Annotated in this window: 14 protein-coding genes; 8 read left to right on the top strand and 6 right to left on the bottom strand. The window is 71.8% G+C overall.

The annotated features are described in order from the left end of the window. Positions 1–116 precede the first annotated feature (116 nt). Positions 117–1,337 (top strand): MFS transporter, encoded by a 1,221-nt coding sequence (locus ACZ6C6_RS02335; RefSeq protein WP_469198221.1) that lies wholly within the window; start codon positions 117–119, stop codon positions 1,335–1,337. A gap of 164 nt (positions 1,338–1,501) precedes the next feature. Here ACZ6C6_RS02335 and ACZ6C6_RS02330 read toward each other — a convergent pair whose 3' ends face one another. The 3 genes from ACZ6C6_RS02330 to ACZ6C6_RS02320 all read right to left on the bottom strand — a co-directional run bounded on the left by ACZ6C6_RS02330 (position 1,502) and on the right by ACZ6C6_RS02320 (position 4,606). Next, the gene (locus tag ACZ6C6_RS02330) at positions 1,502–3,256 is read right to left on the bottom strand and encodes an NAD+ synthase (protein WP_469198219.1); all 1,755 of its coding nucleotides are present in this window, start codon (positions 3,254–3,256) and stop codon (positions 1,502–1,504) included. A 72-nt stretch (positions 3,257–3,328) separates the two neighbouring features. Then, positions 3,329–3,763, bottom strand: coding sequence for a CBS domain-containing protein (locus tag ACZ6C6_RS02325; RefSeq protein WP_469198217.1), 435 nt, complete (start codon positions 3,761–3,763; stop codon positions 3,329–3,331). A 156-nt stretch (positions 3,764–3,919) separates the two neighbouring features. Further along, positions 3,920–4,606, bottom strand: coding sequence for a DUF3105 domain-containing protein (locus ACZ6C6_RS02320; RefSeq protein WP_469198215.1), 687 nt, complete (start codon positions 4,604–4,606; stop codon positions 3,920–3,922). 227 nt (positions 4,607–4,833) lie between these two features. Between ACZ6C6_RS02320 and glnA the strand changes: the two genes are divergently transcribed. Continuing rightward, positions 4,834–6,195 carry a type I glutamate--ammonia ligase gene (gene glnA / locus ACZ6C6_RS02315; RefSeq protein ID WP_365679520.1) on the top strand — a complete coding sequence of 454 codons (1,362 nt, stop codon included), beginning with the start codon at positions 4,834–4,836 and terminating at the stop codon, positions 6,193–6,195. A 78-nt stretch (positions 6,196–6,273) separates the two neighbouring features. On the opposite strand, the gene ACZ6C6_RS02310 is transcribed toward glnA, so the two are convergent. The 3 genes from ACZ6C6_RS02310 to ACZ6C6_RS02300 all read right to left on the bottom strand — a co-directional run bounded on the left by ACZ6C6_RS02310 (position 6,274) and on the right by ACZ6C6_RS02300 (position 7,900). Beyond that, positions 6,274–6,636 (bottom strand): hypothetical protein, encoded by a 363-nt coding sequence (locus ACZ6C6_RS02310; protein ID WP_469198213.1) that lies wholly within the window; start codon positions 6,634–6,636, stop codon positions 6,274–6,276. Between the two features lie 122 nt (positions 6,637–6,758). Continuing rightward, positions 6,759–7,187, bottom strand: a complete 429-nt coding sequence (locus ACZ6C6_RS02305) for a contact-dependent growth inhibition system immunity protein (protein WP_469198211.1) — start codon at positions 7,185–7,187, stop codon at positions 6,759–6,761. A 98-nt stretch (positions 7,188–7,285) separates the two neighbouring features. Next, on the bottom strand, positions 7,286–7,900 hold the full coding sequence (locus ACZ6C6_RS02300) for a hypothetical protein (protein ID WP_469198209.1): 615 nt from the start codon (positions 7,898–7,900) through the stop codon (positions 7,286–7,288). Between the two features lie 273 nt (positions 7,901–8,173). On the opposite strand from ACZ6C6_RS02300, the gene ACZ6C6_RS02295 reads away from it, so the two are divergent. The 6 genes from ACZ6C6_RS02295 (at position 8,174) to ACZ6C6_RS02270 (ending at position 13,920) form a co-directional block, all read left to right on the top strand. Further along, positions 8,174–8,545 (top strand): tetratricopeptide repeat protein, encoded by a 372-nt coding sequence (locus ACZ6C6_RS02295; protein WP_469198207.1) that lies wholly within the window; start codon positions 8,174–8,176, stop codon positions 8,543–8,545. Then, the gene (locus ACZ6C6_RS02290) at positions 8,542–8,877 is read left to right on the top strand and encodes a hypothetical protein (RefSeq protein ID WP_469198205.1); all 336 of its coding nucleotides are present in this window, start codon (positions 8,542–8,544) and stop codon (positions 8,875–8,877) included. Before ACZ6C6_RS02295 ends, ACZ6C6_RS02290 begins: the two co-directional genes overlap by 4 nt. 13 nt (positions 8,878–8,890) lie before the next feature. After that, positions 8,891–9,622 (top strand): Type 1 glutamine amidotransferase-like domain-containing protein, encoded by a 732-nt coding sequence (locus tag ACZ6C6_RS02285; RefSeq protein WP_469198203.1) that lies wholly within the window; start codon positions 8,891–8,893, stop codon positions 9,620–9,622. 65 nt (positions 9,623–9,687) lie between these two features. Further along, positions 9,688–9,912 (top strand): hypothetical protein, encoded by a 225-nt coding sequence (locus tag ACZ6C6_RS02280; protein WP_469198201.1) that lies wholly within the window; start codon positions 9,688–9,690, stop codon positions 9,910–9,912. 163 nt (positions 9,913–10,075) lie between these two features. Beyond that, the gene (locus ACZ6C6_RS02275) at positions 10,076–10,882 is read left to right on the top strand and encodes a putative protein N(5)-glutamine methyltransferase (protein ID WP_469198199.1); all 807 of its coding nucleotides are present in this window, start codon (positions 10,076–10,078) and stop codon (positions 10,880–10,882) included. 47 nt (positions 10,883–10,929) lie between these two features. Then, the gene (locus ACZ6C6_RS02270) at positions 10,930–13,920 is read left to right on the top strand and encodes a bifunctional [glutamine synthetase] adenylyltransferase/[glutamine synthetase]-adenylyl-L-tyrosine phosphorylase (protein WP_469198197.1); all 2,991 of its coding nucleotides are present in this window, start codon (positions 10,930–10,932) and stop codon (positions 13,918–13,920) included. Positions 13,921–13,957: the final 37 nt, after the last annotated feature.

Below are 13,957 nucleotides of genomic sequence, written 5' to 3'. Positions count from 1 at the left end.
GACCGCGCGGGCGTGCGTACGACCACGTCCCCTCCTGCTCCCTCCGCGTGTCCGCAGACCCCGACCGGGTCCCGCCGGGCTGCGGCGGGGGCCCTGAAGCGGAAAGGTCTCTCCTCATGCCCCTGGCCCTGCTCGCGCTGGCCGTGAGCGCCTTCGGCATCGGCACCACCGAGTTCGTGATGATGGGCCTGCTGCCCGACGTCGCGGACGACCTCGGCACCTCCGTCCCCACCGCCGGCTACCTCGTGTCGGCGTACGCGATCGGTGTGGTGATCGGCGCCCCGCTGCTCACCGCCGTCGGCTCCCGCGTCCCGCGCAAGCGGATGCTCCTGCTCCTGATGGCCCTCTTCACCGTCGGCAACCTCGCCTCCGCGCTCGCCCCAGGCTTCGGCTGGCTGATCGCGGGCCGCCTCCTGGCCGGTCTGCCGCACGGCGCGTTCTTCGGCGTCGGGGCCGTCGTCGCCTCCCGCCTCGTGCCCGAGGGGCGCCGGGCGCGGGCCGTCGCGACGATGTTCCTCGGACTGACGGTCGCCAACATCGTCGGCGTACCCGCCGCGACCCTGCTCGGCCAGCACCTCGGCTGGCGGGCCACGTTCCTGGTCGTCGCGGCCATCGGCGTCTGCGCGATGGCGGCCCTGGCCCGGCTGGTCCCGCAGATCCCCGTCGAGGCCCGGCAGAACGTGCGCCACGAGCTGCGGGCGCTCGGCAACCGGCAGGTCCTGCTCGGCCTCCTCACCGCCGTCTTCGGCTTCGCCGGCGTGTTCGCCGTCTACTCCTACCTCTCGGCGATGACCACGAAGGCCATGGGCTTCGGCGAGTCCGCGGTGACGCCGGTGCTCGCGCTCTTCGGCATCGGCATGACGCTGGGCGCGCTGGCGGCGGGCCCGCTCACGGACCGGGCCCTGCGCCCGACGCTGTACGGCTCGCTGGGCGCCCTCGCCGTCGTCCTGGCGGTCTTCCCGCTGGCGGCCCAGGTGAAGTGGGCGGCCCTGCTGATGGTGGTGCTGCTGGGCGCGGTGGGCTTCATGACGACCACGCCGCTCCAGATCCTGGTGATGAACAAGGCGAAGGACGCCCCCACCCTGGCGTCGGCCTCCAACCACTCCGCGTTCAACCTGGCCAACGCGGGCGGCGCGTGGCTGGGCGGCGCGGCGATCGCGGCGGGCTGGGGCTGGACGTCCCCCGCGCTGGTGGGCGCGGTGCTGGCCCTGGCGGGCCTGGCGATCGCGGTCACGGCGGGCGCGTTGGACCGCGAGGGCGGCGCGTCGAAGGTGGTGGCGAAATCAGCCCGTCCCGCGCTTGAGGACAGGACCCCGGCCGGAACGGGCCGCAACTGACCAGCGGCGACCGGCCAAAACGTGCCGGTCCGGCGCCTGGGGACAGGACTCCGGCCGGAACGGGCCGCAACTGACCAGCGGCGACCGGCCAAAACAAGCCCGTCCGGGGCTGGGGGACAAACCCCCAGCCCCGGACGGGCTCACGTATCGGAGATCCGCGGGCTTCAGACCGCCTCGCGCCACCGATTCGTGATCGGCAGCCGGCGGTCCTTCCCGAACCCCTTCGGCGAGATCTTCGTCCCCGGCGGATACTGCCGCCGCTTGTACTCCGCCGTATCCACCATCCGCAGCGTCTTCGCCACCAGCGCCCGGTCGAACCCGGCCGCGACGATCGCTTCGAGCCCCTGGTCCCGGTCCACGTACAGCTCAAGGATGCGGTCGAGCACGTCGTAGTCCGGCAGCGAGTCCGTGTCCACCTGGCCCGGCCGCAGCTCGGCGCTCGGCGGCTTCGTGATGGACGCCTCCGGGATCGGCGGGGTCTGCCCGCGCTCCTCGGCGGCCCGGTTGCGCCACTTCGCGAGCCGGAACACCGAGGTCTTGTACACGTCCTTGATCGGCCCGTACGCCCCGACGGAGTCCCCGTACAGCGTGGAGTACCCGACGGCCAGCTCCGACTTGTTGCCGGGGGCCAGCACGATCTGGCCCTCCTGGTTGGAGATGGCCATCAGCATCGTGCCGCGCAGCCGCGACTGGAGGTTCTCCTCGGCGAGCCCGGTGAGCCCCAGCGAACCCATGTACGCGTCGAACATCGGCTCGATCGGCACGGTCCGGAAGTTGAGCCCGGTGCGCCGCGCCAGCTCGGCGGCGTCGCCCTTGGAGTGGTCCGAGGAGTACTTGGACGGCATCGAGACCCCGTACACCTGCTGCGCGCCCAGCGCGTCGCAGGCGATCGCGGCGACGAGTGCCGAGTCGATGCCACCGGAGAGGCCGATGAGCACGCTGTTGAAGCCGTTCTTCGCGGCGTAGGCGCGCAGGCCGACCACGAGGGCCGTGTACAGCTCCTCGTCGTCGTCCAGCCGGTCCGCGTAACCCCCGGCCAGCTCCGCCTCGTACGGCGGCAGCGGCTCCTCGGAGAGGACCACGTGGTCGATCCGCAGCCCGTCGGCGACCACGCCGGACGGCGCCTCGGCCGGGGCGGCGGGCAGCTCCAGGTCCAGGATCACGCTGCCCTCGGCGAACTGCGGGGCGCGGGCGATGACCTCGCCCTCCCGGTCGACCACGATCGAGTCACCGTCGAAGACCAGCTCGTCCTGGCCGCCGATCATCGCGAGGTAGGCGGTCGTGCAGCCGGCCTCACGGGCCCGCTTGCGGACCAGTTCCAGCCGGGTGTCGTCCTTGTCCCGCTCGTACGGCGAGGCGTTGACCGACAGCAGCAGTCCGGCCCCGGCGGCGCGCGCGGCCGGGACGCGGCCGCCGTCCTGCCACAGGTCCTCGCAGATCGCGAGGGCGATGTCGACGCCGTGCACCCGTACGACCGGCATCGAGTCGCCCGGCACGAAGTACCGGAACTCGTCGAAGACGCCGTAGTTCGGCAGGTGGTGTTTGGCGAAGTTCAGGGCGATCCCGCCGCGGTGCAGCACCGCGGCCGCGTTGCGCGGGGACCCGGCGGGCTGGCCGTAGCGCTCCGCCGCGAACTCCGAGCGGTCGAGGTATCCGACGAGGACCGGGATCTCCCCGAAGCCCTCCGCGTCGAGGCGGGCGGCGAGCGCGCGCAGCGCCGCACGCGACGCCTCGACGAAGGACGACCGCAGGGCCAGGTCCTCGACGGGGTAGCCGGTCAGCACCATCTCGGGGAACGCCACGAAATGGGCGCCCTGTTCGGCGGAGTGCCGGGTCCAGTGGACGATCGCCTCGGCGTTGCCGGCGAGGTCGCCGACGGTCGAGTCGATCTGATTCAGTGCGAGGCGTAGTTGAGGCACGCGCCCCACTCTAATCGTCTGACTGACGCGATGTCCCGGCGGGCCGTGCGAAAGGGCGATGCGCGGGACCGGTCAGCCGGCGGCGGTCCGCGCGTAGACCTGCTCCGCCCAGTCGGCGATCTGGTCGTCGGACAGGTGCCGGGCGAGATCCGCCTCGCTGATCATGCCGACCAGCTTCTTGTTCTCGACGACGGGGAGCCGGCGGATCTGATGACTCCGCATCTCCTCCAGCACCGCTTCCACGTCCGCGTCCGCGTCGATCCAGCGGGGCGTGCCCTGGGCGAGGTCGCCCGCGGTGACCTTGGACGGGTCCCGGCCCTCCGCCACACAGCCGACCACGATGTCGCGGTCCGTGAGGATGCCGATCATCCGGTCCTTCTCGCCGTCGGCCGAGATGGGCAGCGCGCCGACGTGGTGCTCGCGCATCATCTGGGCGGCGCGGTCGAGCGTCTCGTGCGCCGGAATCCAGGTGGCGCCGGTGTGCATGATGTCCTTGGCGGTGGTCATGGGGGATTCCTCCTGCGTACCGAGGGGCAGCCGTACGTACATCCCCGAGCGGACCCATCGTCATGGGTCCGTTCGGGGGACGCGACCGCTATAGCCCATTCGGGTGTATTTGCGGTACGGGGGAACTTTCGGGGCGCTCCGTATCGAAGTCCCCGCTCACGAGCCGTCGAGGCCGCCCGTGCAGGCGGCGCCCGGCTCGGGGGTCTGCGGCCCCTGCACGTAGTGCGCGAAGAACTGCGCCACGCGCGGGTCGTCCGCGCCGTCGACGGTGACCTGCTTGCCCCAGGCGCTCAGCATGATGGCCCCGGCCTGGTCCTTGTAGGGGCTCATGAGCGAGTACGGCGTCCTGGAGACCCGGTCGGCGAGCTTCTGGACGTCGGCGGCGGGGGCGTCGTCGGTGTACGTCACCCAGACCGAGCCGTGCTCCAGGGCGTGCACGGCGTTCACGTCCGGGATCGCCTTCTTGTAGACCTCGCCGTCGCAGTTCATCCAGGCCGGGTTGTGGTCCCCGCCGACCGGGGGCTTCATCGGGTAGTCGACGGCGTCGGTCACATGGTTGCGGGTGAGCTTCTTCGCGTCCCAGGACTTCTCGCCCTTGATCGGCCCGGTGGCCAGGTTCTCGTCCGTCTCCCCGGCGGAGGGCGTGCCGCCCTTCCCGTCGGCGGTCATCGAACTGTCCGTGCCGTCGGAGTCCGACTTGTCGAGGATCGTGTACGAACCGAAGGCGACGAGCCCCGCGACGACGACGGCGCCGAGGCTCACGGCCAGGATCCGGTTGCGCCGGTCCCGCGCGCGGTCGGCGTTGCGCATCTGCTCTATTCGGGCCCTGCGGTCGTAGCTCATGTCGTGTGTGGTCCTTCTGCGAAGGGGGACGGGGACCGGGCGGCTCGGGGTGGGCGACGGGGCGGTTTCCGCCCGTGCACACCACGGGCGCCGATCGTAGTGGGTGGCCGAGTGCTCCAAGTCACGTCGGGTGCGTAATCTGGGGGAAATCCGGGGTCGCGATACTGGAGTCTCTCCCCAACCCCGGGAGGTGGAGCACGGACCGTTTGAACTGCGAGGATGTGGCCATGGACAAGCAGCAGGAATTCGTCCTCAGGACCCTTGAGGAGCGCGACATCCGGTTCGTACGGCTGTGGTTCACCGATGTCCTCGGGTACCTGAAGTCCGTGGCGGTCGCCCCGGCCGAGCTGGAACAGGCCTTTGACGAGGGCATCGGCTTCGACGGCTCAGCGATCGAGGGGTTCGCGCGGGTCTACGAGTCGGACATGATCGCCAAGCCGGATCCGGGGACGTTCCAGATCCTTCCGTGGCGCGCGGAGGCGCCGGGCACGGCCCGGATGTTCTGCGACATCCTGATGCCTGACGGCTCACCGTCCTTCGCGGACCCGCGTTTCGTGCTCAAGCGCATCCTGGCCAAGACCTCGGACCTGGGCTTCACCTTCTACACCCACCCGGAGATCGAGTTCTTCCTGCTGAAGGACAAGCCGGTCGACGGGACCCGGCCCACCCCGGCCGACAGCTCCGGCTATTTCGACCACACCCCGCAGAACGTCGGCATGGACTTCCGCCGCCAGGCGATCACGATGCTCGAATCCATGGGCATCTCGGTCGAGTTCAGCCACCACGAGGGCGCGCCGGGCCAGCAGGAGATCGACCTGCGGTACGCGGACGCGCTGTCGACGGCCGACAACATCATGACGTTCCGCCTGGTCATGAAGCAGGTGGCGCTGGAGCAGGGCGTGCAGGCGACGTTCATGCCGAAGCCGTTCTCGGAGTACCCCGGCTCGGGCATGCACACCCACCTCTCCCTCTTCGAGGGCGACCGCAACGCGTTCTACGAGTCGGGCGCGGAGTACCAGCTGTCCAAGGTCGGCCGCTCCTTCATCGCGGGCCTCCTCCGCCACGCCGCCGAGATCTCCGCCGTCACCAACCAGTGGGTCAACTCCTACAAGCGCATCTGGGGCGGCTCCTCCCGCGCCGCGGGCGCCGGCGGCGAGGCCCCCTCGTACATCTGCTGGGGCCACAACAACCGCTCCGCGCTGATCCGCGTCCCGATGTACAAGCCCGGCAAGACCGGCTCGGCCCGCGTCGAGGTCCGCTCCATCGATTCCGGCGCCAACCCGTACCTGACGTACGCGGTCCTCCTCGCCGCGGGCCTCAAGGGCATCGAGGAGGGCTACGAACTCCCCGCCGGTGCCGACGACGACGTCTGGGCCCTCTCCGACTCGGAACGCCGCGCGATGGGCATCGAACCGCTCCCGCAGAACCTGGGCGAGGCGATCTCCCTGATGGAGAAGAGCGAACTGGTCGCGGAGACCCTGGGCGAGCACGTCTTCGACTTCTTCCTGCGCAACAAGAAGCGGGAGTGGGAGGAGTACCGCAGCGAGGTCACCGCCTTCGAGCTGAAGGCGCTGCTGCCGGTGCTGTAGGTCTCCGTACGCTGTTCCGGGCCGACGGCGGCACACCGTGGGCCCGGATCGCGGACGGCCCGCTGCGGCTGCGCCGCGCTATCCGCGCAGTTGCCCCGTGACCTGCGTGATCTCCTCAGCGCCCAGCGGGTACGGGCTGCCGTAGAGCAGCGGACCGGTAACGACTGCGGGGCCGGTGACGGGCGCCGCGCCGTGGTCGGCGGCGAGCCGACTCGCCACGGGGTTGGGCGGGCCGGAGCGCGCCACGCCGGGACCGGACTCGGCGTACCAGAGGGTCAGCTCCTCGCCGAGTCTGGTGGAGCGTATGTGCTCCGAACCGAGGAGACGAGAGACCTCCTGTACGAGATCCATTCCGTACGACGCGGTCTTCACCTGCTGGATGCCCCTGTCGGACACGAGCAGCAGGCCGGAGGTCGCCTTGTTCCGCTTGAAGAGTCCCATCCCGTCACTCTATGGACGCGGCCACATCACCTGCCACCCTTTCTCCACCCCGGCTCACCGCGGCCAACTCCTCTACCGGTCTTGAGGTTTGCCGCCGATGGCCCGGGGGCCCGCCCGCACCGTCACCCGCCAGCGCTCCCCGCCACGGCGACGAAGCGGGCGATCTCCTCGGCGCCACCACGCGGGAGTTCGGCCAGGGCCTCCGCGTGCAGGCCCGCCAGGACCGTACGCAGTTCTGACGCCAGGCCCGGCAGCAGGGACCAGACCGTCGGAGCGACGGCAACTGTGGTGAGCAGCAGGTCGCCCTCGTAGAAGCAGGCGTCGAGCAGCGGGTCCTCCAGGAGCAGGCGCACGGCGAGCGGGACGACGTACGGCAGCGCCACCTGCTGGGACACGAGCGTGCGCAGGTCCGCCGCCCCCAGTTCGCGCAGCGGTACGCGCCGCAGCGCGTGCACCGTGCGCACCAGGCGGGTCGTGGCGGAGGGCGGATCCGGCCAGCGCGGCGGATCCAGCTCATCGAGCGTGCGGTCGAGGTGCAGGAGAGGGCCCATGGCGTTCATTGTCGGCCTCGCGCCACGTGTGCCGTCCGGTGTGAGGGCGGTGGCGATCGAGTGACACCCCGATTGAGGCCGAGCGGCGGCCATCGGTCCTAGTCGCCGTCGGGTGGCTCGGTGAAATCCCTGGTCAAGGCTGTGGGGTTGCTGGCAGCGGCCGGTGGTGTCCGTCGGGTGGCTCTCGCGTCGGGGGCTACGGTGACGCCCAGGTCGCGCCTCATCGCCTCTCGCGTAACGCCTATGAGAGACCAGAGCCCATGCTGCGCTTCGGCGGCCGAGCGCATGGTCTCGCCCGGGCGGGGGCTTCCCTGTTCCAGGCGCTTGATCTGTCCATAGGCCCCGTTCAGCGCCTCGTTCAGTTCGTGAGCCGGAACGATCACCGCGTCGGGGGCGATCATCAGAGCTTCGGACCATCGGTCACGGTAGGCGTCCTTGGTGCCTTCCAGCGCCGATACGTCCTCCTGCCCGACGGTGTGATCCCGCATGACGTACAGGTGGCGGCTGAGCGCCGTGGTGAACTGCCTTGCGTCCCGGTGCAGTTGTGTGTAACAGCTCCGACGTATCTCACGATTCTCGCGAGCTTCCTGGATGGCATGGGCCATCTCCAACTCACGCCTCTTGGCGCGGTCGGCGCCCCGCTGGGTGAGCAGTGCGCCCCCGAGTGTTCCCGCTACACCGGTGATCGCGATCAGTACCGCCCCCACGTCCATTCGGTCACCCTAGACGGAGTCACTTGGCCGCGCTGGGAGACGAGCGTGCGGTCGAGGTGCGGCAGATGGCCCATGGCGATCATTGTCGGTCGCGCCGCATGTGTGCCATCCGGCGCCGCAGCGGGAACCCGGACACCCGTGCGAGCCGTCCCTACCGTAGACGTCGGTGTGACCGTGAGGATGTGTATGTCGCGAGGTTGGAAGGTCATTGCGGCTCTGCTGGCCGTCGGGGGTGTTGCCGAGGCGGTGCGCAGGCGGCGGAGGGCGGGCTGGGTGGGGCGGGCGAACAGGGAGCTCGACGTCCGGGACCGGGTGTTGCGCGGGGAGGATTCCGGGGCCCTCGACCTTCGGTTCGAAGCCCATCGGCTGCGCGAACTGGGCGACACGGCAGGCGCGTTGGAGGTCCACGGGCGGTTGCTGGCCGGCCGGGCGGAGGCGCTGGGCGGGGATCACCCGGATGTGCTCGTCACGCGCTTCAACCATGCCGGGCATCGATGGGAGGCCGGGGACAGGGCCGGTGCTCTGATGGCGTACGAACAGGTCCTGGCCGACATGGTGCGGGTGCTGGGGGAGGACGATCCCAGTACGCGAGTGACCCGGAACGTGCTGGCGAGCCGGAAGAAGGAAGTGGAGGACACCACGTGACCACGCTGTGGCGCCCCACGGGCCCCGAGGAGCTGGAGCTGGTGCGCGAGCTGAACTGGCGCGCCTGGCCCCCTCGGCTTCCCGAGCAGCCGATCTTCTACCCGGTCCTCAACGAGGACTACGCGATCCGGATCGCCAGGGACTGGAACGTCAAGCACAGCGGCGTCGGTTACGTGACCCGCTTCGAGGTCGAGACCGAGTTCCTGAGCCGGTATCCCGTTCAGCAGGCGGGTGGGCGGACCATCCTGGAACTATGGGTCCCGGCCGAGGAGCTGGACGAGTTCAACGCGCACATCGTGGGCGAGATCCAAGTGACCCACGAGTTCCGCTGAGAAAGGGAAAGTTGTGCAGCAGATCGAGCGCGTCGCTCCCCGGCGGCGGATCGCCCTGTTGGGCGGGGGGTTTTCCACCGACGGTGACGGAGTGCTCGACGACTGGCTGCTCGGGCAGGCGGACGGGGCGCGGGTGTGCTTCGTTCCCACTGCCAGTGGGGACGCCGATGTGTACGTCGAGCGGTTCCTGAAGGCGTTTCAGGGGCGGGGCACCCACGAGGCGAGCGTGCTCTCCCTGTTTCAGCGGGAGTTGGACGATCGTGCGCTGCGGGAGTTCCTGCTCGCGCAGGACGTCGTGTACGTCGGCGGCGGCAACACCGCCAATCTGCTCGCCGTCTGGCGGGTGCACGGCGTGGACCGGCTCATGAGGGAGGCGTACGAGCGCGGCGTGCTGCTGTGCGGGATCAGCGCGGGCGCCAATTGCTGGGCCGAAGGCTCGCACACCGACTCGTTCGGGCCGTTGACGTATCTCCCCGACGGGCTGGGGCTGTTGCCCGGGTCCGTCTGCCCCCACTACGACAGCGAACCGGGGCGCCGCCCCTCGTATCGGGCTGCCGTCGCGAGCGGGGCGTTGCCCGGTGGGTGGGCCGTGGAGGACGGGGCCGGGGTGCTGTTCGCCGACGGGCGGGTGGACGAGGTCGTGGCGCGTCGGGAAGGGGCGCGGGTGTACCGCGTCGAGGCCGATGGGCGTGGAGGCGTACGGGAGCAGGCCCTGGCCTGTCGGCTGCTCGGGGCATCCGCGTAAGCCTGGACCACCCTCCTTACGTACCCGACAATGGGCGGAACCAGGGGGAACGGGGGAGGCACACCATGCAGGCGGTTCTCATTGTGTTCGGGCTGCTCCTGAGCACCATCGTGCTCCTGATCGTGAGGGTGAGCCTGCGCCAGCGGCGGCGTACGCACAACTTCGACGGCCAGGAGATCGAGCGGCACCACAGTGCGGAGATACGCCACATCCGCGCCGCGAACCGGTCGAACGCGGTCCACAACGGCTTCGTCAACGGCGGCAACGAGTACCGGCCCGGGCGGGGCTGAGACCTGAGGTAGTCTTTCGCATCCCCGCACGGGGACATGACCAAGGAGGTGGGACCCATTACCGCTGTTTCGACCCGGGTGCTCCCCTCCCGCGAACGCGTGGCCGACCGGACCTGAACCGGCCGCGGAGCACCCTCGGCGTTCATCCGAAAGGCTCCGCACCATGCCGGTCCCGCTGTCACCGTCCGCCCTCTCCTCGCTCGCCGCCACCCTGCGCGCCGCCGGATGCGTCTTCGCCGAGGACGAGGCCGGGCTCATCGCCGCCACCGCCGCCCGCCCCGCCGACATCGAAGCCATGGCCGCACGGCGCGCCGCCGGGCAGCCCCTGGAACACGTCCTCGGCTGGGCCGGGTTCGCCGGGCTGAGGATCGCCGTCGACCCCGGCGTCTTCGTTCCCCGCCGCCGCACCGAGTTCCTGATCGAGCGGGCCGTCGCCCTCGCCCCGGACCCGGCCGTCGTGGTCGACCTGTGCTGCGGCTCCGGCGCGCTCGGCGCCGCGCTCGCCGCCGCCCTGGACCGGGTCGAGCTGCACGCCGCCGATGTCGAGCCCGCCGCCGTACGCTGCGCCCGGCGCAACATCGGGGACCGGGGGCGCGTCCACGAGGGCGACCTCTTCGCGCCCCTGCCCGGCGGCCTGCGCGGGCGCGTCGACGTGCTCCTCGCCAACGTGCCGTACGTACCGACCGGTGACGTCGCCCTCCTCCCCGCCGAGGCCCGCGACCACGAACCGCTCGTCGCGCTCGACGGGGGCGGTGACGGCCTCGACGTCCTGCGCCGGGTCGCCGCCGAGGCGCCCCGCTGGCTCGCCCCGGGCGGCAGCCTCCTGGCCGAGACGAGCGAGCGGCAGGCGGAGACCGCCGCGGGGGTCCTGGCGGACAGCGGGCTCGTGACCCGCGTCGACTCCTGCGAGGAGCGGTACGCGACCGTCCTCACCGGGACGCTCCCCGCACGCCGCGCCCGTACCGCCTAAACTCCGAAGGCTGGGAGCTGATCGGGCGGCGAGCGGGAGAGCGCGGGATGACCATGGTGCCGGGGCGCAGGAGCAGTACGTTCACCCGACTGCTGCGGCACGGTTTCACCGACCCGTCCGCCGCCGAGCGGCTGCTCGACCTGCCGGACCTCTCGTCCGTACGCACCGACTCCGTGCTCCTCGACGCGCTCGGGGCCACCGCCGACCCCGACCTCGCCCTGCGCGGCCTCGTCCGGCTGGTCGAGGCGGAGGCGGCGGGGGAGCGGCAGATCCTGCTCGACACCCTCGTCACCGCCAAGCCCCTGCGGGACCGGCTGCTCGGGGTGCTCGGCGCGTCCGAGGCGCTGGGCGACCACCTGGCCCGGCACCCGCGCGACTGGCAGGCCCTCGTCACGTACGAGGCCGCCGACCTGCACCCCGGGGTCGCCGAGTTCGAGCGGGAGCTCGCCGCGGCGGACGGGCCGGACGCCCTGCGCGTCGGCTACCGGCGCTGCCTGCTGTCCATCGCGGCGCGGGACGTCTGCGGCACCACCGATGTCGCCGAGACCGCCGCCGAGCTGGCCGACCTCGCCACCGCGACCCTGCGCGCCGCCCTCCGTATCGCCTCGGCCGCTGCCCCCGACGACGCCGCGCAGTGCAGGCTCGCAGTCATCGCGATGGGGAAGTGCGGCGGCCACGAGCTGAACTACGTCTCCGACGTGGACGTCATCTTCGTCGCCGAGCCCGCCGACGGCGCCGAGGAGAGCAGGGCGATGCAGGCCGCGACCCGGCTCGCCTCGCACCTCATGCGGATCTGCTCCGACACCACCGTCGAGGGCACCATCTGGCCCGTCGACGCCAACCTCCGCCCCGAGGGCCGCAACGGCCCCCTCGTCCGCACGCTCTCCTCGCACCTCGCGTACTACCAGCGCTGGGCCAAGACCTGGGAGTTCCAGGCGCTGCTGAAGGCGCGGCCGGTGGCCGGGGACCGGGCGCTCGGCGAGGAGTACGTGGAGGCCGTCTCGCCGCTCGTCTGGCAGGCCGCGGACCGGGAGAACTTCGTCCCCGACGTCCAGAAGATGCGCCGCCGCGTCGTCGACACCATCCCCGCCGACCGCGTCGACCGGGAGCTGAAGCTCGGCCCCGGCGGGCTGCGGGACGTCGAGTTCGCCGTACAGCTCCTCCAGCTCGTGCACGGCCGCAGCGACCCCGCGCTGCGCAGCGGATCGACCCTGGAGGCGCTGGGAGCGCTCGCCGAGGGCGGTTACGTGGGGCGCGTCGACGCCGTACAGCTGGACGACGCCTACCGCTTCCTGCGCGCCATGGAGCACCGCATCCAGCTCTACCGGCTGCGCCGCACCCATCTCGTCCCCGACGAGGAGCCCGACCTGCGGCGCCTCGGCCGCTCCCTGGGGCTGCGCACCGACCCCATCGCCGAGCTCAACCAGGCGTGGCGGCGGCACGCCTCCGTGGTGCGGCGGCTCCACGAGAAGCTGTTCTACCGGCCACTGCTCGACGCCGTGGCCCAGCTCGCACCCGGCGAGTCCCGGCTCAGCACGAAGGCCGCCACCGCGCGGCTCGTCGCCCTCGGTTACGAGGACCCGGCCGCCGCCCTCCGCCACCTGGAGGCCCTGTCGTCCGGGGTCTCCCGCAAGGCCGCCATCCAGCGCACCCTGCTGCCCGTGCTCCTCGGCTGGTTCGCGGACTCCGCCGACCCGGACGCCGGGCTCCTCGGCTTCCGCAAGGTGTCCGACGCGCTCGGCAAGACCCCGTGGTATCTCCGCCTCCTGCGCGACGAGGGGGCCGCCGCCGAGAACCTCGCCCGGGTCCTCTCGGCGGGCCGGCTCGCCCCGGACCTGCTGATGCGCGCCCCCGAGGCCGTCTCCATCCTCGGCGACCCGCACGGCCTCGCCCCGCGCAGCCGGGCCCACCTGGAGCAGGAGGTGCTGGCCGCCGTCGGCCGCGCGGACGACGCGGAGACCGCCGTCGCGGTCGTACGCGGAGTGCGCAGGCGCGAGCTGTTCCGGACGACCGCCGCCGACCTCATCGGCTCGTACGGTACGGAGGACAGCCCCGCCGAGCCCGACCCCGGCGCCCTCGTGGACCGGGTCGGCAGCGCCGTCACGGACCTGAACGCCGTCACCATCGCCGGTGCGCTGCGCGCCGCCGTCCGCGCGGAGTGGGGCGACACCCTGCCGACGCGGTTCGCCGTCATCGGCATGGGGCGGTTCGGCGGGCACGAGCTGGGATACGGCTCCGACGCGGACGTCCTCTTCGTCCACGAGCCGCGGCAGGGCGTGGACGAGCAGGAGGCGGGCCGGGCGGCGAACCGCGTGGTCGCCGAGATGCGGCGTCTCCTTCAGCTGCCCACCGCGGACCCGCCGCTCATCATCGACGCGGACCTGCGCCCCGAGGGCAAGAACGGGCCGCTCGTGCGCACCCTGAAGTCGTACGACGCGTACTACCGGCGCTGGTCCCTCGGCTGGGAGAGCCAGGCCCTGCTGCGGGCCGAGCCCATGGCCGGGGACCTGGACCTGGGCGCGGAGTTCGTGGAGCTGATCGACCCCCTGCGGTATCCGGCGGACGGGCTGGGCGACGACGCGGTCCGCGAGATCCGGCGCCTCAAGGCCCGGATGGAGTCGGAGCGGCTGCCGCGCGGGGCGGACCCGACGCTCCACACGAAGCTGGGGCGCGGCGGGCTCAGCGACGTCGAGTGGACGGTCCAGCTGATGCAGATGCGCCACGGCCACGAGGTCCCCGGCCTGCGGACCACCCGCACCCGCGCCGCGCTGGCCGCGGCGCGCGCGGCGGACCTGATCCCCGAGGACGACGCCCAGACCCTGGACGAGGCGTGGGTCCTGGCGACCCGCGTCCGCAACGCGGTCATGCTCGTACGGAGCCGCCCCGGCGACACCTTCCCCTCGGTCCCCCGCGAACTCACCGCCGTGGGGCGGTACCTGGGGTACGAGGAGGGACACGTGGGCGACATGCTGGACGACTACCGCCGCGTCACGCGGCGGGCGCGGGGGGTCGTGGAGGAGCGGTTCTACGGGGGGTGAGCCTCTTGCGGGGCGCTGCCCCGCACCCCGCTCCTCA

It is taken from the genome of Streptomyces sp. NPDC041814 (assembly GCF_055590565.1).
Note: the sequence above shows the minus strand (reverse complement) of the source record. Positions and strands in the feature narration are given on the sequence as shown.

What these genes read in the sequence shown, in the direction of transcription:
- ACZ6C6_RS02335 (WP_469198221.1), top strand. Translation starts at nt 117, where the DNA reads ATGCCCCTGGCCCTGCTCGCGCTGGCCGTGAGCGCCTTCGGCATCGGC.
- ACZ6C6_RS02325 (WP_469198217.1), bottom strand. Translation starts at nt 3,763, where the DNA reads ATGACCACCGCCAAGGACATCATGCACACCGGCGCCACCTGGATTCCG.
- ACZ6C6_RS02320 (WP_469198215.1), bottom strand. Translation starts at nt 4,606, where the DNA reads ATGAGCTACGACCGCAGGGCCCGAATAGAGCAGATGCGCAACGCCGAC.
- glnA (WP_365679520.1), top strand. Translation starts at nt 4,834, where the DNA reads ATGGACAAGCAGCAGGAATTCGTCCTCAGGACCCTTGAGGAGCGCGAC.
- ACZ6C6_RS02310 (WP_469198213.1), bottom strand. Translation starts at nt 6,636, where the DNA reads ATGGGACTCTTCAAGCGGAACAAGGCGACCTCCGGCCTGCTGCTCGTG.
- ACZ6C6_RS02305 (WP_469198211.1), bottom strand. Translation starts at nt 7,187, where the DNA reads ATGGGCCCTCTCCTGCACCTCGACCGCACGCTCGATGAGCTGGATCCG.
- ACZ6C6_RS02300 (WP_469198209.1), bottom strand. Translation starts at nt 7,900, where the DNA reads ATGGACGTGGGGGCGGTACTGATCGCGATCACCGGTGTAGCGGGAACA.
- ACZ6C6_RS02280 (WP_469198201.1), top strand. Translation starts at nt 9,688, where the DNA reads ATGCAGGCGGTTCTCATTGTGTTCGGGCTGCTCCTGAGCACCATCGTG.
- ACZ6C6_RS02275 (WP_469198199.1), top strand. Translation starts at nt 10,076, where the DNA reads ATGCCGGTCCCGCTGTCACCGTCCGCCCTCTCCTCGCTCGCCGCCACC.
- ACZ6C6_RS02270 (WP_469198197.1), top strand. Translation starts at nt 10,930, where the DNA reads ATGACCATGGTGCCGGGGCGCAGGAGCAGTACGTTCACCCGACTGCTG.